We start from the raw sequence: 21,412 nt of genomic DNA, 5'->3' as shown, positions 1-21,412 counted from the left end.
GTTGTCGTAATTCTCTCCGCCAGTGGAGAGGCCTGGAGGCCGCAATTGTCGATGGGAGGGTTGAAAAAGGCGAGCGTTTCGCCGGTATTCATGCTGCTCTCTTTGCAGACTTTTCTGCTTCTGGCCTTCGTTTCGATTTTTGCCTATTTCATCATTCAGGGTGTCCGGCAGACTTCCGCGACGCTCGAACAGCAGGCCCAGGCGGCTGCCCATGTCGTTGCGACGAATGCGGCCTGGATGTCGGAGGTCGCTCGCCAGACCCTGCGCCGCATGGATGCAGCGCTGGGTCAGGAACTCTCGACGACGACACCCGAATTCGACCATATGCTGCAAGGAATTCCGCCTTTTGCCGATGCTTACGTCGTCGACCACAACGGAAGCACGCTTTTCGCCACCATTCCCGGGGCCGAGCAGGTTTCCATAACCGACCGCGCCTATTTTTCCGAAATCCGGGAGGGCCAGTCCTTTTACGTTTCTTCCGCGATTGTCAGCCGGCTCACCAACGAGCCGATATTTGTGTTCAGCAAGCGGCTGGAGCGGAATGGACATTTCTCGGGGGCTGCGGTGGTTTCGTTCCCCGCCGCCATCCTGGAGCCGATACTACACAGCCTCGACCTGCCGGAACACTCGACGATCAGCCTCGTGAGAAACGACGGGATGGTGATTGCACGTGTGCCGCCGGCCGGCGGAGCAATCGACCTCAGCCAGCACCCGTTGATGACCGAGCACTTGCCGGCCGGGCCGACGGGAACCTACGCCTCCGCTGGATCTCCCGTGGATGGGGCTGAGAGGGTTGTCAGCTATCGATCACTGCCCGAATTCAATATGATTGCGTTGGCGTCAGTCGCAACCGCCGAGCGCTGGGCTCAGTTTCGCTGGGCGATTCTGGCCACCATACTTATTACCTCACCCATCCTGCTGGCTCTCGTTTTAGGCACTGCCTGGGCCGTGCGATTGCTGTCGCGCCAGGCCAAACAAAACACCGAGCTCGAAGTAACGCTCGAGGCCAACAAGCTCCTGATGCGCGAAATCCACCATCGGGTGAAGAACAACCTGCAATCGGTCCGTAGTCTCGTGGCGTTGCATGATCTTCCGGTTGCCACGAAAAAGGATTTCGATGCCCGGCTGCGCGCAATGGCGGCAATGCACGAGCATCTATACCGGTTCGATCGGTTCGTGGACATCGACGCGCACGACTATGTCCCAGTTGTCGTTGGGGAGGCGTTGAGCGCTTATGGCACCGAGTGCGAGGTCAATTTCGACGTCGATTCCGTGCTTGTCGACCGAGACCACGCGATGCCGCTCGCCTTGCTGGCGAGCGAAGTTGTCGCCAATGCGTGCAAGTATGCCTTTGCTGACGGTCGTGCCGGCAAGCTCGACATCTCCCTCAAGGCAAGCGAAGGGGGGCGTGCGAAATTCACGGTGGCGGATAATGGCGTTGGCCTGGCCCCGAATCGACGTGAGGGCATGGGAACGCGGCTTATCCGGGGCCTCATAGGTCAGATGGGGGGATCGTATTCGCTCTCTTCTGATGCCCGCGGTACGGTCTTTGAGGCGGAAGTCGCGGTCGAAATCCAAGGGCACCACAGGCCGAAAGCAGACACCGCGGCATAATCGGGCCCAATCCAGGCGACCAGTCTTCCTCAATTCTTCCCAAATTCTACAGCGGATCAATACAGGTTAGCGCTTGCAAATACGCGCCTTGTCCCGGAATCCTCTCGCCCTTAAGCGCTGATCGGGTAGGTCCACCACAGGCCGGCAGGAAGGTGGGCCGTGGTGGTCTCGTCGCGATACCGCACGGTCACCGACTGTCCGGTCCGGCTCATGAGCTTGGCCGACACGATCCGGCCATCGTGCCATTCGAGGTCGGCAACGATGCCACCGCGACACCGGACACCGGTGAGCCGACCGCGGGGCCACGCGCTGGGAAGCGCGGGGAGAAGCTGGACGGTCCGGCCGTCGGACTGCACGAGCATTTCGAGAATTCCCGCCGCGCCGCCGAAATTTCCGTCGATCTGGAATGGCGGATGCGCATCAAAGAGATTGGGATAGGTTCGTTGGGGCGACAACAGCATCTGGACGACAGACTGCGCTCTCTCGCCTTCCTGTAGCCTGGCCCAAAGGTTTATCCGCCATGCAATGCCCCAACCGGTTGCTTCATCCCCTCGGACTTCGAGGGAACGTCGGGCGGCAGCTGCGTACTCGGGTGTGCCTGAGAGGCTGATCTGGAGGCTGGGATAAAGCCCATAGAGATGGGATACGTGGCGGTGATCCATTTCGGGCGCCTGCATGTCCCAGTCCTCGAGCCATTCCTGCAACTGGCCCGCATGGCCGATACGGTCCGGAGGAATCCGTGTCCGCGCCTGCAGCGCTTCCGCGACGAGGCTATCCTCGATGCCGAGTTGGCCGGCCGCGGCTTCCAGTGCATCGAAAAGATCGCGCGCGAGCTGCCGATCCATGGCAGGCCCTGCACAGAGAGAGGTTCCGTAGGGATGGATGTTCTCGGGAGAGACTGAAGGATTGGTCACCAGAAAGTCGGTGCCGGGCAAGACGACCAGCGTGTCGAGCAGAAAGCGCACGGCACCCGCGATCAATGGATAGACCCGCCTAACCAGGGCATCGGGGCGACCGGCAAACACCGCATGGTCCCAGAGCTGGACGCAGATCCAGGCCGCTCCCATCGGCCAGAGACCCCATTGCGGTCCGTCGATCGGCCCAGTAGCCCGCCAGATGTCGGTATTGTGGTGGAGAACCCAGCCGCGCGCGCCGTAATGGGCGGCCGCCATCTCCGCCCCCGTGACGCTCGCTTCCTCGGCGAGGCGAAGGAGCGGTTCCAGACATTCTCCAAGATTGGCCAGGTCGGCCAGCCAATAGTTCATCTGGAGGTTGATATTGGCCGTATATTTGCTGCCCCAGGGGGGATCGACGAGGTCGTTCCAGACGCCCTGGAGATTCGCGGCCTGAGTTCCGGGCCGCGAAGAGGCGATCATCAGATACCGTGCGTACTGGATGTAAAGCGCTGCAAGCGCCGGGTCGGGGGACTGCGTGTTCGCGGCCAGGCGCGTGTCGGTCGGCATGTTCGCAGCCGGGCTGTCGCCCAGCGCGATACCAAAACGGTCAAAGAGGCTCCGATAATCGGCAATATGGGAGGACTTGAGCGCGGCGGCAGACTTGCGGGCCGCCGCATCGAGGCGTCGCTCGACGGCTATATCGGGATCACCCGACACGTCATCAAACCGGCGAAAGCTGGTTGCAGCGTCGAGGAGGACAAGTACTTCATCGGCGCTGTCTACCCTGATCACCGGGCCTTCCAGTGTGACCGATCCGCCAGACGCGAGGATTTTCGCCCCGAGCCGGAGCCGAATCCGGCCTTCGATGCCGTGGGCGGATCTGTTGGTGCCGCTCCAGGAAAGGGTGTCAGCGGTTGCCGGTCGTGCCGCTCCCGGCTGCCCGGACGTGAGCGAAAACCCAGCGGAAATGCTGCCCGGCCGGTCGGCCGTCATGTGAAGAACGATGACCCCGTCGGCTGCGGTGGCGTAGATTTCGCGCGTATAATTCACCCCGCCGACCGAAAACCGGGTTTGCGCGGTGGCGGTTTCGAGGTCAAGCGAGCGTCGGTAATTTTGAGCAGCGCCGGCGCCAGGCTGGTCAATCCACAAATCCCCGGCCGGTTGATAGGACATCTGTTTGACTGGCCGTGCCATCAGGTGCCGTTCGGCGAGGGCCTCGGCTTCGGTAAACCGGTTCTCAAAGAGCATCCTACGGACTTCATCGAGATGTTCGCGTGCCTCAGGATTGACGGGAGAATAGGGCCCGCCGGTCCAAAGCGTGTCCTCGTTCAGTTGCAGCCTGTCGTGTGCCGCACCGCCAAAAATCATCGCGCCGAGCCGACCGTTTCCGACCGGCAGGGCTTGCGTCCATTCCGCCGCCGGGTGGTCATACCAGAGTTCGAGATCGCTCATTGACGTTCAGTCCGGATTCGATCGCCCGTTCCCGAGAACACCAAGGCCTGATCCGGTTGAAACCCGACCGGCACGGAATCGCCGGCTCTGACCGAACCCAAATCCCGCGCCTCAACGATCAGTTCTTCGCCTGAGGGAGCGGTGCCGTAAAGGTAACGTGTGCCGCCGAGATATTCGACGACATCGACATGCATGTCGAAACGCGAGCTTTCGCCTTGCACAATGAAGTGCTCGGGTCGTATGCCGACACGCAAATCGCTCTGGTCGGACACCGGCATGGGCAGAACCGGACCGGCCGCGAGGACGACGCCGTTTGCAGAGGCCGAAGCACGCAGAAAATTCATGCGTGGGGAACCGATGAAACCGGCGACGAACATGTTGGCCGGATCGTTGTAGAGCACTGCGGGAGATCCGGCCTGTTCGATTGCTCCGTGCCGCATGACAACGATCTTGTCGGCAAGTGTCATGGCTTCGGTCTGGTCGTGCGTCACGTAGATCATGGTGGCGCCGAGCTTGTTGTGGAGCTTGGCGATCTCGACGCGCATCGAGACACGCAACTCGGCATCGAGATTGGAGAGCGGCTCATCGAACAGGAAAGCCTGTGGATCACGCACGATGGCCCGCCCGATCGCGACCCGCTGCCTCTGACCGCCCGACAGTTGCGCTGGCTTGCGTTTGAGCAGATCGGTGATCTGCAGCGTTTTTGCTGCTTCCGACACACGTTCGGCAATCTCGGTTTTTCCGAATTTCGCCATGCGCAGTGAAAAACCGATGTTCTGCTCGACGGTCATGTGCGGATAGAGCGCGTAATTCTGGAAGACCATCGCTACGCCGCGCTCAATGGGGCTGGCATCGTTTACCCGATTGCCATCGATGCGGACGTCTCCGCCGGTGATCGGTTCGAGACCGGCGATCATCCGTAAAAGGGTCGACTTTCCGCAGCCGGACGGGCCGACGAAAACGGTAAAGGATCCGTCTTCAATCGAGAGGTTGAGGCCGGAAATCACCTCGAAAATTCCATAGGATTTATTGAGATCGACGAGGTCGATTCTAGACATCCGCTCGGCTCCCTGGCGTGGATGCGGCGTGTGGCCGGCGCGTCGATTCCCGCAAGATGATATCGCAGGCAAGGGTAATGGAGTGGGGTGCATGATGTGCGCCGTCTTCGGAGAGTCGCGAGGCGATGATGCCAGCGATCGTTTCGGCTATTTTCCCCACAGGCTGGGCCACCGTCGTGATACCGACCTCGCGGAGCCGGAACAGGGGAACGTCGTCGAAGCTGACGATCGAAATGTCTTCGGGAACACGGCGGCCGTATTCCTTGAGAAGGGCGAGCGCGCCAACCGTCATATTGTAGTTGCAGCAGAACACGGCGGTCGGGGGTTCTTCGAGCGAAAGCAGGCGTAACATCTCGGCATAACCCCCGCTTTCGGTCCAAGCGGCCTGCGCAATATATTCGGGAACGATTTCGACGCTATGCTCCACCATCGCCTGTTTGTATCCGGCAAGACGTTCGCTGCCGGCATAATCGTGCAGGCTGCCGGCGAGCACCGCTACGCGCGTATGGCCGATATCGAGCAGGTGACCGACGGCACGGGCGCTTGCGGTGCGATTGTCGACCAAGACGCGATCGACGGGTGGGCCCGCTACGTCGTTATCGTACAAGATTACCGGAGTGCCACCGGCCAGGAGTTCCCTGATGCCCTCGATTGCCTCCTCATGCCCGTCCATGACGAGGCAATCGACGCGGTGTGCGGCAAAGAATTCTATCGCATCGAGGACCGATGCGGGGTCGTCGTTGTGGCAATACGATAGAACCGCTCGGCCCGATTTGCGCATCCGGCTGCTCATTTGCTCAAGGATCGGCGCGTGGAATTCGCTCAGGGTGGGGACCATAAAGCCGATCATGTTGGTGAGATCTGACTTCATGGCGGCGGCGAGTGCGTTGCGCCGATAGCCCAGGCGATGGATCGCCGTTTCGATCGCGTCGCGGTTGGCGGCCCGGACCGTGAGTCCATTGAGGTAACGCGATACGGTGCCGATTGCCACGTTGGCTTCGTTGGCGACATCGATGATAGTGGAGGCCCGACGGCGACCGCCTTCCTCGGCAGCCCGTATCACCGACTGGGTCTCGATTGTGGTTTCGTCCCCTGCGCTCATCCGTTCGTTCCCTCAAAGACCAAGGCGGAGTGGATATGGAGTCGGGGTATGCTAACCGTTACCGCGCCGTCTGCGCCTTGCGACCAAACGACATCTTCACCGGATTGTGCATCGTAGACGCGGCTCGGAAGGCTGGGAAATCTGATCGACGCCGTCACCGGGCCGAGGGCCGGGATGTCCTCGATCATCTCCATCAAGCGAGTCGATCCGCCCGCGATGGGCACGCGCTTGCCGCGAACCTGAGGCGGGCCATAGAGCAAATGAAGGATGTGGCGGTTGCGATCGGCCTGAAGGGCGAGCGATGCGCGGCCAGATGAGGGCAGATCGGTGACGAGCACCAGGTTTTCCAGAAGACGGTTCAAAAGTCCGCGCACCAGATAGCGGTACAGGGGTTGGCCGATGGCCTGATACATGTCGAATATCGGATAGGCGATATAGCCGATCTTCCCGTGGACGGTCGCGGCGGCGCCCAGCCGCGGCGCGCTGGGATCGTCAGGCGCGTGCTGATGCGAGCAGAAATGCCTGTAGGATCGGTTGAAATAGCTTGGCACGACTTCCGCCAGTACTTCCGCCTCGTTTGCCGCAATCGATTGAGCAGGGCCGTACATCACGAACGGCGTCACCGGCAGTTGGGCATCGAGATTGCCCTTTGTCGCGATATAGGAAGGGTCGAACGCCACCTGAGGGCCGGAGACCTCAAAGCCCCCGGGCAACGCAACCCTGCCGCTTCCGTCGATCCCGCTTGTGCCGGAAAAAAGAATCGCTCCGCCGCCATCGGCATATGCCACCAGGCGCCTTTCGAGGTCTGCCTCGACCGGAATATTGTCGGGAAGGATGACGAGGCGGTACCGCGCAAAATCGGCGCTGGGATCGATAACATCGAAGCCGTATTTGAGTTCGAGGAGCATCTGGGCCGCGCCATCATCGCTCACATTGTTCTGGGGGCCTGTTGGATGGAAATATTCGGACGAGAGAATGGCAACCTCGGAGACCTGGCGCGCGCCTTCGAGATAGGGTTCTAGCCGCGCGATGCGGCGATAGGCGGGCGCTATGGAGGCGTAGGTATCGGGGTTGATGGCGCCATTGGGATGCAGCTGATCGCCCACGAGACACTTGACCCCGAGCGCGACCATTTGCGCCGTTTCATATTCCAGGGCGTGCGGATGCTTGAAGCCGCCAAATTCCCCCCAACTCGTGTGGAACTTGCCGGTATGGCTGACGGCATCTAGGCCGAGGAAGGCGGCGTATCGCGCGCCCGACGGGAAATGATCGTAGCCCCATCCCCCGGTTGGCAGGCTCTCGATCTCGAGATGGGTGTAAGGCGCGAAGCGCTTCGGGCCCTGCTTGTGGATGTGTCCGCAATTATAGAAAATCCTCAAGCCTGGAAACTCGGCTTCCAGCGCCTCTGTCATTTCCGAGCGGAAGCGTTCGTTGACCCACTCGTCATTCTTGCGCCGGTCATCGAGGTTATCGGGGTCGAGCCCGTGTGCTTGCATCGAGGCGAGGCATGCGGCGCAAACGCAGTCGGTGTTGAGGATGATGTCGAAGAAAAGGCCGGGCGTGGGATAGTTGCGAACGACCTCGCGGGCCTGCGCGAGCAGTTCGTCGCGGTAGGCCTTATGGTTGAGGCAGAGCGTGTGCCAGCCCGCCTGGAGCTGATGGGGATCGAAGCGGTTTTCGGTGGCGCTGCGCGCGCGCCACTCGGGGTGGAGGCGGGCATTGCGCTCATCCCACATCACCGAGATGTAGATGGGGCTCTCGATATCGGCGGCGGCAAGCGCATTGACCATCTCACCCAGCAAGTCGGGGCGGACAAGATTGGGGTGTGGTGCCCCAACCTTGGTTGGATAGTAGGACCAGCCATGATGGCACTTGGCAAAGATCGTGACCGAGTCGACAGAGGCCTCTTTGAATGTGGCCACGAACTTTTCGGCATCGAAATCCGCGCCGACGTCCGGAATGTGTTCGGATGTATGGAAATCGAGATGGATCTGCCGGTAACGGAGCGGCTTATTGTTCTTGACGCGCATAGTTCTGGACTACTCCTTGCCGCCGCTCGTCGCCTGTGATCCGGCGGCGAACTGACGTTGAAAGACGATGAAGACAATCAGCGGCACAGCTGTCGTGATGAGAGCGGCTACCGCGCGCAAGTCCCAGTTGAGGTCGTAAGTCCCGGCGACACGAGCCAAGACCACCGGCAGGGGGACATGGGTTCTGAGATAGAGCATGGGCAGCAGCAGCGCGTTCCATGTCCAGAGGAATTGAAGGATGCCAACCGCGTAGACGGGGCTGAGCATGTTGGGCAGTACGACGTGCCGAAACGTTGCCACCGGTCCACAGCCGTCTATCCTTGCCGCCTCGATCAGATCCTTGGGAAAGTCCTCGAGGAAGTTCTTTACGAGGAAAATCGACCACGCAAAGCTCAATCCCACATAGGGGACAACGACAGCCGCGAAGTTGTCCATCAGGCCCATATCGCGCCAGAGCCGGAACAAAGGAATGATCACCACCTGTTGGGGCAGCACAAAGGCGTTGATGATGACGATGAGCAGAAGGCGCCGGAAGCGGAACTTGAGGAAATGAAAGGCGTAGGCGGCGGCTGGAGTGAGCAGCATCGTGAGAAAAGTCGAGACGCCCGCCAGAAACGCGGTCGTCCAGAAGGCATCCGCCAACGGGTACCGGTCCCAAACGCGCTGCCAGGCGCTCAGGGTGAGGGTGAAACTGTCGAGCCGCCACCAACCGAGCATGGTTTCTCCCACCGGCCGGACCGAGAGGACCACGATGCCGAAGAGAGGAATGATCCAGACAAGGGCGATCAGCCCCATGATGGCGATGGCCCAGCGCGGCGCCCTACCGATCATTTCGCACCTGCCGTGCGCTGGAGGATGGCGGGGATCGAGACCACCAGCACGGCGATCAGCAGCACAACGGTGGCCGCGGCGCCATAGCCCAGTTTGAACTGGGTCATGGACTCCCGATACATGAAATAGCCGATGGTTTCGGTCGAGCGGACCGGCCCACCGCCTGTCAGCACAAAAATGATGTCGAAAGCGCGCAGGGCATTGAGCAGGTTAATAAAGATGGCAACGCGCACCCCTGGCAGGGACAGCGGCATCATGATGTGACGCATGATTGAGGTGGGCCTCGCGCCATCCATGTATGCGGCTTCGAGTACGCTTTTGGGGATCGCCTGCACTGCGGCGAAACACAGGAGAAGGGGCAGCCCGACCGCGCTCCAGCTCGCCGCGATGATCAGTGCCCAAAGGGCGGTGTTCTGGTCGCCGAGCCAGGCATGGGCGAAGCCGGGATTGAATATGCCGATGATGCTGTTGAGAAGCCCGGCCTGGTCGGGTCGCAGGATCATGATCCACATATAGGCCGATACCGTTTCGGATATTCCGAACGCGGCGAAAACCATCATGCGGAATGGCATGGTCTGGGCCGGTGCGAAAGCGCTCAACATCGCCAGCCCCCATCCGATGGAAACGGAAATGGCCGTTACCCCCAGCGTAAAGATCAGGGCCGTGACGATCGTGTTCCTAAACAGGGGATCGGCGAAAAGAGCGATGTAGTTGCCCAAGCCGACGTACCGGGGAGCCGACAATCCCCGAATGTCGAAGAAGCTCAGACGGATCGTCTCCGCGAGCGGATAGACGACCGAAATACTGAAAAAGACCAGAACCGGCAGGATGAGCAGCCAAGCCGCCGGAGTGTCGGACAGACGCCAGAGACGCCCCTCGTGCGCGGCGCCCGGAATGGCCCGGCCGCCGCGCGCGGTGCTGGTTGGTCCGGACGGCGCCGTCTCGCCGTTTACGACGCCGTTGGACATCAGTAGGAAACCTGTGCCTTCGCTTCGATGGCCTCGAGCACGGAGTCGATCATCGCATCGCTGGGGTCCTGGAGGAAGCGTTGCAGTTGTACCCGATACTCATCGACGAGATCGCCCGGCAAGAGATCGCCGAGGACGAACTGGACCTGCGATTCCGCCACGGCCGCCGTCGAGATCTGCTGCACCGGACCCAGGAGCGAGGTGTCGGCTTCCGAACTCGGGGACGCAAAGCCGTAACCGGCTTGAATCTCCGAGGCCTCTGCCGACAACATGAAGTCAAAGAACGCGATGGCGGCCTCGGGGTTGTTGCCGTTGGTGGTCAGGTTCAGTTCCTTGGAGTCGACCATGGACGTGTCGTCATGACCAAGGCCGAGGGCGGGGAACTGGAACATGGAATAGTCCTCGCCCTCGCTCAGACCGTAGTCGTTGCGCGCACGGGTATTCATCCACATGCCGATCAACAGATAGTTCCGGTTGTCTGCCAGAAAGAGCTGGTCGGCCTCCGCATCCCAATCGCTGGCCAGCATGGTGGAGGCGCTGGCGCAACACCCTGCAGCGAGCAATTCGGCATATTTTTCCAGCGCGGCCCGGACGGCGGGATCGGTCCAGGGAATGTCATGAGCGGCAAGTGCCGTTGCGGTTTCGACGCCAGAGGTGCGGATGAGCAGCGTTTCAAACAGCTCGCTATGCGCCCAGAACTGCGCGGGAACGGCGAAAGGCGCTTCGTGGCCCGCGGCTTTGAGGGTATCGAAGCTGGCGATCAACGCGTCCCATGTCTGCGGCGGCTCGATGCCAGCGTTCTCGAGATGCTCGGTTTTGTACCAGATACCCGAGCGGTTGCCGTAGGTGTAGGTCAGCCCATAGGTGTCGTCGCCGATCGCGCCGAGCGTGCGCCAACTGTCACTCAGTTGGGTGCTCCAGTCATTCTCGGTCCACGCATCGTCGATAGGTTGGATAATGCCGGCATCGGCAAGCTCTGCGCGGAAGGCGGGCCAGGTGTTGATGATGATGTCCACGGTCTCGCCGCCGAGCAGGGCGGTGCGCATCGCGCCTCGCATGTCGCCCACGCCGGTCACGACGAGTTCCCGAACCGTCACGCCGGGATTGGCTTCCATGAAGGCCGCTTGCAGGTCGGCCCAAAGTTCGGCTTCCGTCCCACCCAACCACTGCAAGATTATAAGTTCTCCGCTCACTTCCTGGGCCTGGAGTGCGGCTGGTGACGTGCCGAGCAGTAACGCTGCGCTCGCGGCTCCGACAATAGCCGGCCTGCGCAGGCCGAATAATCCATTCTTCATTTGACTTCCTCCCTTTTCAGCTGGAGCCCTTATGGACACTCAACTTAATTGAAACGTTATCATCAAAAAAACGGCATTGGCAAGACTCGCGTCTGCGGGGCGAAGAATCGACGCCGAGGGTCCACTTCAAGGGTGACGTTCAGAGTCAGGGGGCCATTGCCCAAGCCAGAAAACGCGGGACTGGTCGGTAAATAGGTAAATTATGCTGACTTTCCAGCGGGCTTTAATTCGTGCTCCGGATAAATCCGATGGCCGCCCCACCTGCCGCCTCTGCTTTTCGGGCCGGTCATTTCGTCCCCTTGGAGGGGTCTCGAAAAGCGTCTGGAGATGACCGCGACAAGCATCCCGGTGTCGAGTTCCGATCAAATCCGTTGATAACGTTTCATTTTGGCGTTGGCGACTTCTGCTCAGGCGGGCCGCGCAAAAGCCCGGAAAGGATTTTCCATCGTCAGAAGCCCCAGCGTTTCCTCGTCGACGCCGGAAGCTTTCAGCAGGGGTAACATGACATCCGAGAGGTGGGTATAGGGGCGCTGGTTGCCGCCTTTTGGTAAGGCCGGATCGAACCATCCGAGGTCATGGCTGACCAGCAGATTGCCACCGTATCCCTTTTCCAACGCCTGCAAGATGAGTGATTTCACATCCTCGTCCGGGCTGCGGGAGACGTGGTCGTATTCGATCCAGGCGCCCCGGGACACCGCCTCATCGTGAAAACTAAGATCGGGCTCTTCCTGGGTATGGATCCAGATGAAGCGCGACGCCGAATAGCCCTCCTGCTCGATGATATCGAGTTGCTGCATCGCGACACGGCCTCGTATCGTATGGCTGCCGATGACCGCACCGGTTCGGGCGGCGGCGCGGGCAGCAGCGCGCAAAACGCGCTCTTCGAGTTGGGTGATCCCGTCATCGCCGGCGCTGAGCTTGATCCATCCGGCGCGATAATCGGCCTCATCGAAGCGCTCGGTCAATTCGCCGAACATCCAGGCTTCCAGTGCGTCGTCCTCGGCCTCGCGAACAAACGGTGTGATCCACGGTTCGCGATAGCTGCCGGTCGGTACGACGATCGGGAAGCCCGTGGCGCGCGAAACGGCGAGATCGATATCGGCCCGACGGCCTACGCCAACTGTCGAACATTCGACCAGCGCTGTGACGCCGCGCTCCTTGATCTCCTCGATTCTCGGGGCCATTACCGCAACGACCTCGGTCTCGTCAGCTCGCGCATAGCCGGGCTGATCCGGGGTCCTGAGGTCAACGAAAACGTGCTCGTGGGGCAGTATCATGTCCAGTCTGCTGCGTTCCAGTAGCCCCAAGGTCGTGTAGAGAAAACGCTCGGATCGATCAACTCCGGCGGGGGTTTCTGTGTGCGGTCCTGCCATGTCCTTGCGCCTTACTCAGCTGGTACGGCCGGCCGATCCGGCAATTGCGAAGTCTCGATAGGCACGGTAGTCCCCGTCGAGGCCAGAAGTGTTTGCCGGGCCGTGGCGAGATGGGCTAGCGATGCCGCGCGCGCGCGCTCCAGATCCCGGCTTAGAAGTGCCTCAATATAGGCCAGGTGCTCGCGGATCGCGACCGTATTTCGCTGTTTCTCGAGCCGTTTGTTCCATTGATAGTGGTAGTGGAAGATCATGGAAATCAGGGATTGGAACTCGCGCGTAAAGCGATTGTCCTGAACGCTGTTGATCGTGCTGTGCAGGCGGTCGTCCAGTGCGGAAAAGTCGCGGTACCGCGTCTCGACCTCCTCGAGCAGCAGCTGGTGGTCGCGCGCGAGATCGTCAAGCTCCTGCCAGATCGGATGGCCGACATCGAGCGCCACGAGCTTTTTGACCGAAGCGAGTTCGATCATTTCGCGAAATTCGGATAATTCGATCGCATATTGGGCCGTGAAGCCACGCAATACCCAACCCCCGGTCGTCAGATGCTCGACAATGCCGAAACGGGAAAAGCGCACGAGAAATTCCTGCAGCATATGGGGGGACGTACCGAACTGCCGGGAAAGCAGCGAGACGTTGAGCCGCGTATCCGGGGCCACGTCGGTTCGCAGAACCCATTCGAGGAACCTGTCCTCCAGCCGTTCGGCGGCGCTCTCCACTTCGCTTTCCGGAAAGCGCTCGGACCCCAGGGGCCGGCGCAACAACCGCTTCCGGCGACCCCGCCAGGAGATGATCCGCACTTTCTGAAGGTGGGCGAGCACCGATCTTACGATGGTTCTGCTGACGCCCAGCTCGCTGGCCAGATTGGTTTCCGAAGGTAGTTCGTGCCCCGGCTCCATCGTCTCCAGGATTTCGAGCATCTGGTTGTATGCGGATTTGTAGCGATCATTCGAGCGCGCCATTTTTAAGATACCGTTCGCTTCCAACCGAAAGGATTAAAACGCATTTTTGGCACGATGTATATTAAAAATTAAAAACAGTTGACCCAGAGCATTCCTGCATGCCTTGATTGCCGCAACCAGGGTATCGAGCGCGGACCAAAGCGTTTGCGGCATAAAATGGCTTTCCCACGGCTGGGCAACCGAACCGGGAAAGAGGAGGACTGATTTGATGAGAGTATTCGGCGCGGGCGATGGCACGGCTGGGCTTTTTCCTCGCGAGGGGCTCGGCATGCCGGTCAAGGCAGACATGCTTCACCGTATCTCGGCCCTCGTGACGCTGATTGGTCTGATCGTCGCCTTTGCCTTTCTCAACAGTGCCTTTCTGACGCCCAATAATGCCATGTCTGTGCTGTTGCAGACCGCGGTGATCGGTCTGTTGGGGATCGGGCTGACCGTGGTCATCCTCACAGGAGGAATAGATCTGAGCGTGGGTTCGGTTCTTGCGCTTTCCGGCACTGTGGCCGGACTTTTGGTCAAGGCTGGGCTTCCCGTGCCCCTCGGAATGGGCGGAGGTCTGATCGTTGGGACACTCTGCGGTATGGTGAACGGTCTCGTCATCACCCGCCTGCGTATTGCGCCCTTCATCGCCACGTTGGGGATGATGATGATCGCGCGCGGTCTGGCGCTACAGCTGACCGGGGCTTCTCCGGTTTCGCAACTGGGGCAGGAATTCGGCCTCCTCGGCAATGGCGCCCTGTTCCGGATCGTCGAGACTCAGGCGAACGGCCTGCCGCGTATGGTGTTTCCCGGCATTCCCTTCCCGGCGATCCTGCTTCTCGCCGTAGCGCTCTTTGCGGCCTATGTGCTCAAGCGCCGCCAGTTCGGCCGTCACATCTATGCGGTGGGCTCCAATGAAGAGGCAGCGCGCCTGTCGGGCGTAAATGTCGAATGCACCAAGCTCGCAGCCTATGCAATTTCGGGGTTTCTCGCCGGGCTTGCCGGCATCGTCCTCATGTCGCGTCTGGTCACCGCCCAGCCGAACGAGGGCGTCATGTATGAACTCGACGCCATCGCGGCGGCCGTAATTGGCGGCGCTTCCCTGATGGGGGGCGTGGGGTCAATCTCGGGCACCATGATCGGTGCCTTCATTATCGGAATTTTGCGCAACGGACTCAATATGGCGGGCGTCTCAGCCTTCATCCAGCAGATCGTCATCGGCTGCGTGGTGATAGGGGCCGTCTATATTGATCAGTTGCGCAATCGGCGCTGAGGCGTGCCGCATTTCGCCTTGGACTTTCAATCAGGAGGAAACAATGAAGTCCGTATTGCATACCTTGGCCCTTGCAGGAGCCATATCGCTGACAGCACTTCCGGCCGCCGTGATGGCCGACGAAATCGCCGTGATCGTCAAGACCACGAGCTCCAATTTCTGGCAGAACGTCAATCGCGGCGCCGAAGCTGGCATGGAGGGGCTTGAGGGTTATACCATGAGCTTTGACGGGCCGGCCTCGGAATCCGATATCGCGGCACAGGTCAATCTGGTCGACAACGCGATCAACCGCGGCGTCGCCGGCATCGTCCTGGCGCCATCCGATCCGGAAGCCCTGGTTCCTTCGGTCCAGCGCGCCTATGAAAGCGGCATTCCGGTGGTCATCATCGACTCCATGCTCGCAGAAGGGGCCGAGGAATATTACCAGGCGTTCCTTTCGACGGACAACCAGGCGGCGGGCGAGTTGATGGCGCAAGTCATGATCGATGCCATCGGCAATGAAGGCCAGATCGCCATCATGTCCTATGTGCCGGGCGTCGGCTCGGAAATTGGCCGTGTGGGCGGCTTTGCTGCCTATATCGAAGCCAATTCCGACATCGAGATCGTCAATACGCTCTATTCCCAGTCCCAGATGGCGACGGCGCTCAACCAGACGACCGATATCCTTGCAGCCTATCCAGAACTCGACGGCATCTTCGGTGCCAACGAACCGACGGCGGTCGGCATGGGCCGGGCGATCGTCCAGGCGGGGCGCGAGGGCTCGCTCGTTGCCCTTGGCTTTGACGGCAACGAGGATCTGCAACAGTTTGTCCGCGACGGCGTGCTTGCCGCGATTGCGGTGCAGGGTTCGTTCCAGATGGGTGAATTGGGCGTCCAGACCATTGCCAAGCTGCTGGCCGGAGAGGCCGTCGAAAGCTTCATCAATACAGGCGTTGTCGTTGTTACCGCCGACAACATCGATGCCGATGAGGCGCAGAACGTCCTTTATTAATCCCGACCCTTCCGGGAGCGCGCTCGAACGCGCTCCCGGTACCACCCCTTTGTGATCCGGAATACGAGCATGACCAGCCTCCAATCAAGCGCCACGCCCCTTGTCGAGATGCGCGGCATCTCCAAGCACTTCGGCGGCATACAGGCGGTCCGCGACGTATCGATTGATCTATATCCGGGAGAGGTCGTCGGCATTCTCGGGCACAACGGCGCGGGCAAATCGTGCCTCATGCGGATGCTGTCCGGCGCCATGACGCCCAGTGCGGGCGAAATCTATCTTGATGGAGAGAAGATCGAGATCGCCACCCCGACCGCTGCGCGCAAGCACGGCATAGAGACGATCTATCAAAATCTCGCTCTCGCCAATCACCTCGATGCGCCGGCCAACCTGTTCCTTGGCCGCGAGCTCAAGACGCGGTTCGGCAACCTCGACGACAAACGTATGTTCCGCGAGGCCAGAGAGGTGCTCCAGCGGCTGAACCCCAATTTCAAGAACCTCGGGGACCCCGTCGCGCAGATGTCTGGCGGCCAGCGCCAGGTCATCGCGATCGCCCGTGCGATTCATTTCAACGTCCGTGCACTGATCATGGACGAACCGACCGCGGCGCTCGGGCCATCCGAGACCGAAATGGTTGCCGAACTGGTGCAGAAGCTGCGCGACGAGGGGATCGGCATCTTTCTCGTCAGCCACGACATGCACGACGTCTTCCGGCTCTGCGACCGTGTGATGGTTATGAACAACGGGCGCAATGTCGGCTCCCACAGGATTTCCGATGTGACGCAAGACGATATCCTAAGCCTCATCATCAAGGGATCGCTGCCCGAGGGCTGGCGCCCCCGCGGTGCGGCGGCCTAGCACGAACGGTCAGGAACGCCGATCATGAAAGCCCTCGTTTGCGAGCAACCCGGCACGCTTCGCCTTGAAGAACGCGAACTTCCCCCCAGTCCGGGAGAAGGTTGGGTCGCCGTCGATATCGGTCACGTGGGCATCTGCGGCACGGACTATCACATCTTCGAGGGCAAGCACCCGTTTCTGGCCTATCCCCGGGTCATGGGACACGAGCTTTCGGGACGCGTAGCGGAAGCCGCGGGCCCGTTTGCCCGGGGCGATCTCGTGATCATCAATCCCTATATCGCCTGCGGCACGTGCCGGGCCTGTCGCCGCGGCAAGCCCAATTGCTGCTATAATATCGGGGTGCTCGGTGTGCATCGCGACGGGGGAATGTGCGAGCGCATCCATGTTCCGCTCGAGAACCTTTATCCTGCCGGAAGCCTCGAGCCTTTCGAGGCCGCCATGGTCGAGTTCCTGGCGATCGGCGCCCACGCGGTGCGGCGATCCGAACTCACGCGCGCCGATCGCGTGCTGGTCGTTGGGGTAGGTCCGATCGGGCTCGGGGTTGCGCTTTTTGCGCGCTTGCGGGGTGCTGAAGTGCATCTTCTCGATGCCAGCCGTTCCCGGCTCGATCTTGTGGCCGAAAAATTCGGCTTTGACAGCACGATGGCGCTCGAGGAGGGTGCGGACGCGGTCATGACCCGTACCGATGGCGAGGGTTACGATATCGTGTTCGACGCCACGGGCAATGCGGCCGCCATCGAGGCCGGTTTCGCCTACCTCGCTCACGGCGGCACCTATGTCCTTGTCAGCGTGGTCACCAATTCGATTACCTTTGCCGATCCCGAATTCCACAAGCGCGAAATGAAGCTGGTGGGGAGCCGGAACGCCACGCGCGAGGATTTCGATACCGTTATTGCCGCCATTGCAGCAGGCGAAATCAATACCGCGGCACTGCGCACACATTCGGCCCGGCTTGATTCCCTCCCCGAGCAGTTTCAGGACCTACTCAACAATCGTGATACGCTCATAAAGGCCATCGTGGAGGTTGCATGAGCAGGTCCGTTATCCAGTTTGGTACCAGCCGGTTCCTGCAGGCCCATGCGGATCTGATGCTGTCCGAGGCACGGGACGCCGGCCAGGATGTGGGCCCGGTGACCGTTGTGGAAACCACAGGCTCGCCCGCCAGCCGTGCCCGTGTCGCCGCGTTCGCCATGGGGCAGTCATTTCCGGTGCGCATTCGCGGACTGGACAAGGGTGTGCCGCTTGATGAAACGCGTCAGGTCCGGATTGTCGCGACAGGCCTTTCTGCGCGCGAGGACCCGGATGCCACCCGTGCCGGGTTTATCGATGCGGCTTTCGTCATCAGCAATACCGGTGACAAGGGTTATGAAATCCCGGCCCGCACCGAGCCCACGCTTGAGGGGTGGAGCAGTTTCCCCGAACTGCTGACCGCGCTCTTGCGCGGACGATTCCAAGCCGGCGGGGCGCCGATAACGATTCTGCCGTGCGAGTTGATTTCGCGCAATGGCGATACCTTGCGCAGCATCGTCCTCGATCTGGCGGCGCGAGAGAACGACTGTCAGGCCTTTAGCGACTGGATCGCCGAACGCTGCCTGTTCATCAATACGTTGGTCGACCGCATCGTCTCCGAGCCCATCGATCCCATCGGCGCGGTGGCTGAACCTTATGCGCTCTGGGTGCTCGAGGATCAGCCGGGTCTTACTGCGCCTTGTGACCACGAACAGATACAAGTGGTGCCCGACCTCGCGCCCTTTGAGCGCAAAAAGCTCTTTATCCTCAATCTTGCTCATACGCTATTGGCCCAGCGTTGGCTGTCGAGTGGTTCACCGCAGGGCCTCACCGTGCGCGACGCCATGGCCGCCGTGCAGATCAGCGGGTGGCTCGACTCCATCATGCGCGAAGAGGTTCTTCCCCTCTTTCCGGCAAGCTATGGCGCGGAGGCCTATTGGGCACAGTGCCGTGAACGGTTCTCCAATCCCTTTCTCGATCACCGGCTCGCTGACATCGCCCAGAACCATGCTGCCAAGATCGAGCGACGGGCCGGTGGCTTTCTCGATTGGGTTATGGCTGAAAATGGCTCCCGAGCCGCGTGTCCTCGATTGAGGGCGGCGTTTGAGGTAGCCTGAATCAAGTACAGGAATAGCATCATGAGAATTGATCGTTCATCGGTCGCTGGCAGGCTCGATCTTCCCCGCCTCGGTTTCGGCGGCTCGGGGCTCGGCAACCTGTCGCGCGCGCTTAGCGAGGCGGAAGCCGAGCGCGCGCTTGCTGCGGCATGGGATGGCGGCTTGCGCTACTTCGATACTTCCCCGCTCTATGGGTTCGGCCTGAGCGAACTGCGCATGGGACACTTTCTGCGGGAGAAACCGCGGACCGACTATGTGCTCTCGACCAAGGTCGGCCGTTATTTCGTTCCCCCTCGTGGCCGAACCTACGACCGCGGGATGTGGGTCGCCCCGCTCGACCTGATGCCGGTGCTCGATTATTCCTATGATGCGACCATGCGCTCGCTCGAACAATCGCACGCAAGGCTCGGGCTCGCCGATATCGACGTCGTCTATATCCACGATATCGACCGGCGCAATCTGGGAGCCGATTTCGACCGGCACTTCCGCTCCGCCATCGAGGGCGCATACCGGGCGCTCGACGAGCTGCGCAGCCAGGGCTTCGTCAAGGCCATCGGCATCGGCGTCAATGAATCCGATGTTGCAGCCGACTTCATGGCCGAAACCGATCTTGATCTCGTCATGCTGGCGGGCCGCTATACCTTGATCGAGCAGCCGGCCCTCGCTGACTGTTTTCCCAAGGCGGAAGAAAAAGGCGTCGGGATCGTCAACGTCGGGGTCTTCAACTCCGGCGTTCTGGCCAAGGGCGTATCCGGAGCCACCTATGACTATGACACGGTGCCGCAGCACGTGATCGAGAAGGTCCAGGCAGTTGAACGGATCTGTGGCGCGTTCGGTGTCACGATGCCTGCCGCTGCGGCCCAATTCTCCTTTGGCCATCCCGTTATCGCGTCGGTGGTATTCGGTATGACCCGTCCGCAAAATGTGGAACAGACATTGGGCTATCTCGATGAAACCATTCCCGCCGCGTTCTGGCAGGCCCTGGTCGACGAGGCCGTTATCGATGCTCGGGCTCCCCTTCCCACCGCCACCGGCAACCGATCGTGATCGACAATGAGTGATCTCAAGCCTTCGCCCGTCCTTGTCCTCAATTCCGCCGACAACGTCGCGGTCGCGCTCGACAATCTGGCGGCGGGCATCCGTCTGGATGGTGATATAGCCACCTCCCAACGCATTCCCAAGGGGCACAAGCTGGCCATCGCGGCTATCGCGGAGGGCGAGGCGGTGCGCAAGTTCGGGCAGATCATCGGCTTTGCGACCAAGCCGATTTCCCCCGGGGAATGGGTGCATGAGCACAATTGCGGCATGGGGGCGGAAAGCGGTGCTTTCGAGCGCGCTTATGAATTCGGTGCCGGTATCAGCCCGGTCGATTTCGTACCTCAAAGCGACCGGGCGACATTCGAGGGTTTCCGGCGTGCGAACGGCAAGGTGGGGACGCGAAACTATATCGGCATCCTCACTTCGGTGAACTGCTCGGCGACCGTTGCCCGCTACATCGCCGATGCCGTCAACCGGTCCGGGATGCTTGACGACTATCCGAGCATCGACGGCGTGGTCCCGTTCGTTCACGGAACGGGGTGCGGAATGTCCGGCCAGGGGGAAGGGTTTGATATCCTTTCGCGGACGCAATGGGGGTATGCCGCCAATCCGAACCTCGGAGCCGCCTTGCTCGTGGGCCTGGGTTGTGAGGTGTTCCAGATCGGGCGCATGAAGCAGACCTACGGCATTACCGAGGACGATACCTTCCAGAGCTTCACCATTCAGGGCGAAGGTGGCACGCGCAAGGCCATCGAGCAGGGCCTTGAGCGTATCCGGGCGATGCTGCCGATCGCGGCGCGTGCCCAGCGCGAAACGATTCCCGCATCCGAACTCGTCCTGGCGCTGCAATGCGGCGGTTCGGACGGCTATTCGGGCATCACGGCCAATCCCGCCCTGGGCGTGGCCGCCGATATTCTGGTGAGAAACGGCGGCACTGCGATCCTTTCGGAAACGTCCGAAATCTACGGCGCCGAGCATCTTCTCACCCGCAGGGCGGTCTCGCGCGCGGTGGGCGAAAAGCTCATCGAGCGCATCCATTGGTGGGAGGATTATTGCGCCCGCAATGGCGGGGAGATGAACAACAATCCTTCTCCGGGCAACAAGGCAGGGGGGTTGACGACCATCCTCGAAAAATCTCTCGGCGCTGCCGCGAAAGGCGGAACGACCCCGCTCAATGCGGTCTACGAATATGCCGAGCCGGTCACCGTACGCGGCTTTGTGTTCATGGATACTCCCGGATTCGATCCGGTGTCGGCTACCGGACAGGTTGCGGGCGGCGCCAATGTGCTGTGCTTTACGACAGGCCGCGGCTCGGCCTTTGGGTGCAAGCCGGTCCCTTCGATCAAGCTTGCAACCAATTCCGACCTTTATCGCCGCATGGCCGACGACATGGATATCAACTGCGGCGATGTTCTCGAGGGTGTAAGCCTTCAGGAAAAGGGCCGCGAGATATTCGAGGAAATACTGGCTGTCGCGTCGGGCAAGCGTACCAAATCGGAACTGCTCGGCTATGGCGACAGCGAATTTGCCCCCTGGCAGGTCGGCGCGGTGATGTAGCCAAGCCCCGGTGCCGCGGAT

General features: G+C 60.9%; 17 protein-coding genes. 8 read left to right on the top strand and 9 right to left on the bottom strand.

Translation table 11 applies throughout. The features are described 5' to 3' along the window. Positions 1-51: 51 nt before the first annotated feature. Positions 52-1,614 (top strand): sensor histidine kinase, encoded by a 1,563-nt coding sequence (locus I2G20_RS16130; protein WP_196260764.1) that lies wholly within the window; start codon positions 52-54, stop codon positions 1,612-1,614. 110 nt (positions 1,615-1,724) lie between these two features. Here the strand turns inward: I2G20_RS16130 and I2G20_RS16125 are convergent, their stop codons facing one another. The 9 genes from I2G20_RS16125 to I2G20_RS16085 all read right to left on the bottom strand — a co-directional run bounded on the left by I2G20_RS16125 (position 1,725) and on the right by I2G20_RS16085 (position 13,575). After that, positions 1,725-3,962 carry a glycoside hydrolase family 95 protein gene (locus I2G20_RS16125; RefSeq protein ID WP_196260763.1) on the bottom strand — a complete coding sequence of 746 codons (2,238 nt, stop codon included), beginning with the start codon at positions 3,960-3,962 and terminating at the stop codon, positions 1,725-1,727. Then, complete coding sequence (locus tag I2G20_RS16120) at positions 3,959-5,020, bottom strand: ABC transporter ATP-binding protein (protein WP_196260762.1); 1,062 nt, start codon at positions 5,018-5,020, stop codon at positions 3,959-3,961. Before I2G20_RS16120 ends, I2G20_RS16125 begins: the two co-directional genes overlap by 4 nt. Then, positions 5,013-6,122, bottom strand: a complete 1,110-nt coding sequence (locus I2G20_RS16115; RefSeq protein ID WP_196260761.1) for a LacI family DNA-binding transcriptional regulator — start codon at positions 6,120-6,122, stop codon at positions 5,013-5,015. The genes I2G20_RS16120 and I2G20_RS16115 overlap by 8 nt, the downstream gene beginning before the upstream one ends. After that, positions 6,119-8,152: an alpha-amylase family protein gene (locus I2G20_RS16110; RefSeq protein WP_196260760.1), complete on the bottom strand. Its 2,034-nt coding sequence runs from the start codon at positions 8,150-8,152 to the stop codon at positions 6,119-6,121. Before I2G20_RS16110 ends, I2G20_RS16115 begins: the two co-directional genes overlap by 4 nt. Before the next feature lie 9 nt (positions 8,153-8,161). Next, complete coding sequence (locus I2G20_RS16105; RefSeq protein ID WP_196260759.1) at positions 8,162-8,983, bottom strand: carbohydrate ABC transporter permease; 822 nt, start codon at positions 8,981-8,983, stop codon at positions 8,162-8,164. Next, the gene (locus tag I2G20_RS16100; RefSeq protein WP_196260758.1) at positions 8,980-9,951 is read right to left on the bottom strand and encodes a carbohydrate ABC transporter permease; all 972 of its coding nucleotides are present in this window, start codon (positions 9,949-9,951) and stop codon (positions 8,980-8,982) included. The genes I2G20_RS16105 and I2G20_RS16100 overlap by 4 nt, the downstream gene beginning before the upstream one ends. Beyond that, positions 9,951-11,246, bottom strand: coding sequence for an ABC transporter substrate-binding protein (locus I2G20_RS16095; RefSeq protein ID WP_196260757.1), 1,296 nt, complete (start codon positions 11,244-11,246; stop codon positions 9,951-9,953). Before I2G20_RS16095 ends, I2G20_RS16100 begins: the two co-directional genes overlap by 1 nt. A gap of 407 nt (positions 11,247-11,653) precedes the next feature. Beyond that, positions 11,654-12,619 (bottom strand): phosphotriesterase family protein, encoded by a 966-nt coding sequence (locus tag I2G20_RS16090; protein ID WP_196260756.1) that lies wholly within the window; start codon positions 12,617-12,619, stop codon positions 11,654-11,656. A gap of 11 nt (positions 12,620-12,630) precedes the next feature. Then, positions 12,631-13,575, bottom strand: a complete 945-nt coding sequence (locus I2G20_RS16085; RefSeq protein ID WP_196260755.1) for a GntR family transcriptional regulator — start codon at positions 13,573-13,575, stop codon at positions 12,631-12,633. Between the two features lie 268 nt (positions 13,576-13,843). Between I2G20_RS16085 and I2G20_RS16080 the strand changes: the two genes are divergently transcribed. From I2G20_RS16080 to I2G20_RS16050, 7 genes are all read left to right on the top strand, one after another. Next, positions 13,844-14,824, top strand: coding sequence for an ABC transporter permease (locus tag I2G20_RS16080; RefSeq protein WP_207747662.1), 981 nt, complete (start codon positions 13,844-13,846; stop codon positions 14,822-14,824). 43 nt (positions 14,825-14,867) lie between these two features. Then, a complete protein-coding gene (locus tag I2G20_RS16075; protein ID WP_196260753.1) occupies positions 14,868-15,815 on the top strand; it encodes an ABC transporter substrate-binding protein in 948 nt (315 codons plus the stop codon). A gap of 69 nt (positions 15,816-15,884) precedes the next feature. Then, positions 15,885-16,670 (top strand): ATP-binding cassette domain-containing protein, encoded by a 786-nt coding sequence (locus I2G20_RS16070; protein ID WP_207747658.1) that lies wholly within the window; start codon positions 15,885-15,887, stop codon positions 16,668-16,670. Between the two features lie 24 nt (positions 16,671-16,694). Then, positions 16,695-17,702 (top strand): zinc-binding alcohol dehydrogenase family protein, encoded by a 1,008-nt coding sequence (locus I2G20_RS16065; RefSeq protein WP_196260752.1) that lies wholly within the window; start codon positions 16,695-16,697, stop codon positions 17,700-17,702. Further along, positions 17,699-18,796, top strand: a complete 1,098-nt coding sequence (locus I2G20_RS16060) for a mannitol dehydrogenase family protein (protein WP_196260751.1) — start codon at positions 17,699-17,701, stop codon at positions 18,794-18,796. The genes I2G20_RS16065 and I2G20_RS16060 overlap by 4 nt, the downstream gene beginning before the upstream one ends. A 21-nt stretch (positions 18,797-18,817) precedes the next feature. Beyond that, positions 18,818-19,843 carry an aldo/keto reductase gene (locus I2G20_RS16055; RefSeq protein WP_196260750.1) on the top strand — a complete coding sequence of 342 codons (1,026 nt, stop codon included), beginning with the start codon at positions 18,818-18,820 and terminating at the stop codon, positions 19,841-19,843. A 6-nt stretch (positions 19,844-19,849) separates the two neighbouring features. Further along, positions 19,850-21,391 carry a UxaA family hydrolase gene (locus I2G20_RS16050; RefSeq protein ID WP_196260749.1) on the top strand — a complete coding sequence of 514 codons (1,542 nt, stop codon included), beginning with the start codon at positions 19,850-19,852 and terminating at the stop codon, positions 21,389-21,391. Positions 21,392-21,412 lie beyond the last annotated feature (21 nt).

The organism is Pelagibacterium limicola (assembly GCF_015694405.1).
Taxonomy (GTDB): Bacteria; Pseudomonadota; Alphaproteobacteria; order Rhizobiales; family Devosiaceae; genus Pelagibacterium; species Pelagibacterium limicola.
This window is presented reverse-complemented; position numbering and strand designations above follow the sequence as displayed.

Bases quoted from the DNA above. Each gene is read 5' to 3' on its own strand.
- I2G20_RS16130 (WP_196260764.1), top strand. From the start codon at position 52: ATGGGAGGGTTGAAAAAGGCGAGCGTTTCGCCGGTATTCATGCTGCTC.
- I2G20_RS16095 (WP_196260757.1), bottom strand. From the start codon at position 11,246: ATGAAGAATGGATTATTCGGCCTGCGCAGGCCGGCTATTGTCGGAGCC.
- I2G20_RS16060 (WP_196260751.1), top strand. From the start codon at position 17,699: ATGAGCAGGTCCGTTATCCAGTTTGGTACCAGCCGGTTCCTGCAGGCC.
- I2G20_RS16070 (WP_207747658.1), top strand. From the start codon at position 15,885: ATGACCAGCCTCCAATCAAGCGCCACGCCCCTTGTCGAGATGCGCGGC.
- I2G20_RS16085 (WP_196260755.1), bottom strand. From the start codon at position 13,575: ATGGCGCGCTCGAATGATCGCTACAAATCCGCATACAACCAGATGCTC.
- I2G20_RS16120 (WP_196260762.1), bottom strand. From the start codon at position 5,020: ATGTCTAGAATCGACCTCGTCGATCTCAATAAATCCTATGGAATTTTC.
- I2G20_RS16075 (WP_196260753.1), top strand. From the start codon at position 14,868: ATGAAGTCCGTATTGCATACCTTGGCCCTTGCAGGAGCCATATCGCTG.
- I2G20_RS16115 (WP_196260761.1), bottom strand. From the start codon at position 6,122: ATGAGCGCAGGGGACGAAACCACAATCGAGACCCAGTCGGTGATACGG.
- I2G20_RS16080 (WP_207747662.1), top strand. From the start codon at position 13,844: ATGCCGGTCAAGGCAGACATGCTTCACCGTATCTCGGCCCTCGTGACG.
- I2G20_RS16110 (WP_196260760.1), bottom strand. From the start codon at position 8,152: ATGCGCGTCAAGAACAATAAGCCGCTCCGTTACCGGCAGATCCATCTC.
- I2G20_RS16100 (WP_196260758.1), bottom strand. From the start codon at position 9,951: ATGTCCAACGGCGTCGTAAACGGCGAGACGGCGCCGTCCGGACCAACC.
- I2G20_RS16125 (WP_196260763.1), bottom strand. From the start codon at position 3,962: ATGAGCGATCTCGAACTCTGGTATGACCACCCGGCGGCGGAATGGACG.
- I2G20_RS16050 (WP_196260749.1), top strand. From the start codon at position 19,850: ATGAGTGATCTCAAGCCTTCGCCCGTCCTTGTCCTCAATTCCGCCGAC.
- I2G20_RS16090 (WP_196260756.1), bottom strand. From the start codon at position 12,619: ATGGCAGGACCGCACACAGAAACCCCCGCCGGAGTTGATCGATCCGAG.
- I2G20_RS16065 (WP_196260752.1), top strand. From the start codon at position 16,695: ATGAAAGCCCTCGTTTGCGAGCAACCCGGCACGCTTCGCCTTGAAGAA.
- I2G20_RS16105 (WP_196260759.1), bottom strand. From the start codon at position 8,983: ATGATCGGTAGGGCGCCGCGCTGGGCCATCGCCATCATGGGGCTGATC.
- I2G20_RS16055 (WP_196260750.1), top strand. From the start codon at position 18,818: ATGAGAATTGATCGTTCATCGGTCGCTGGCAGGCTCGATCTTCCCCGC.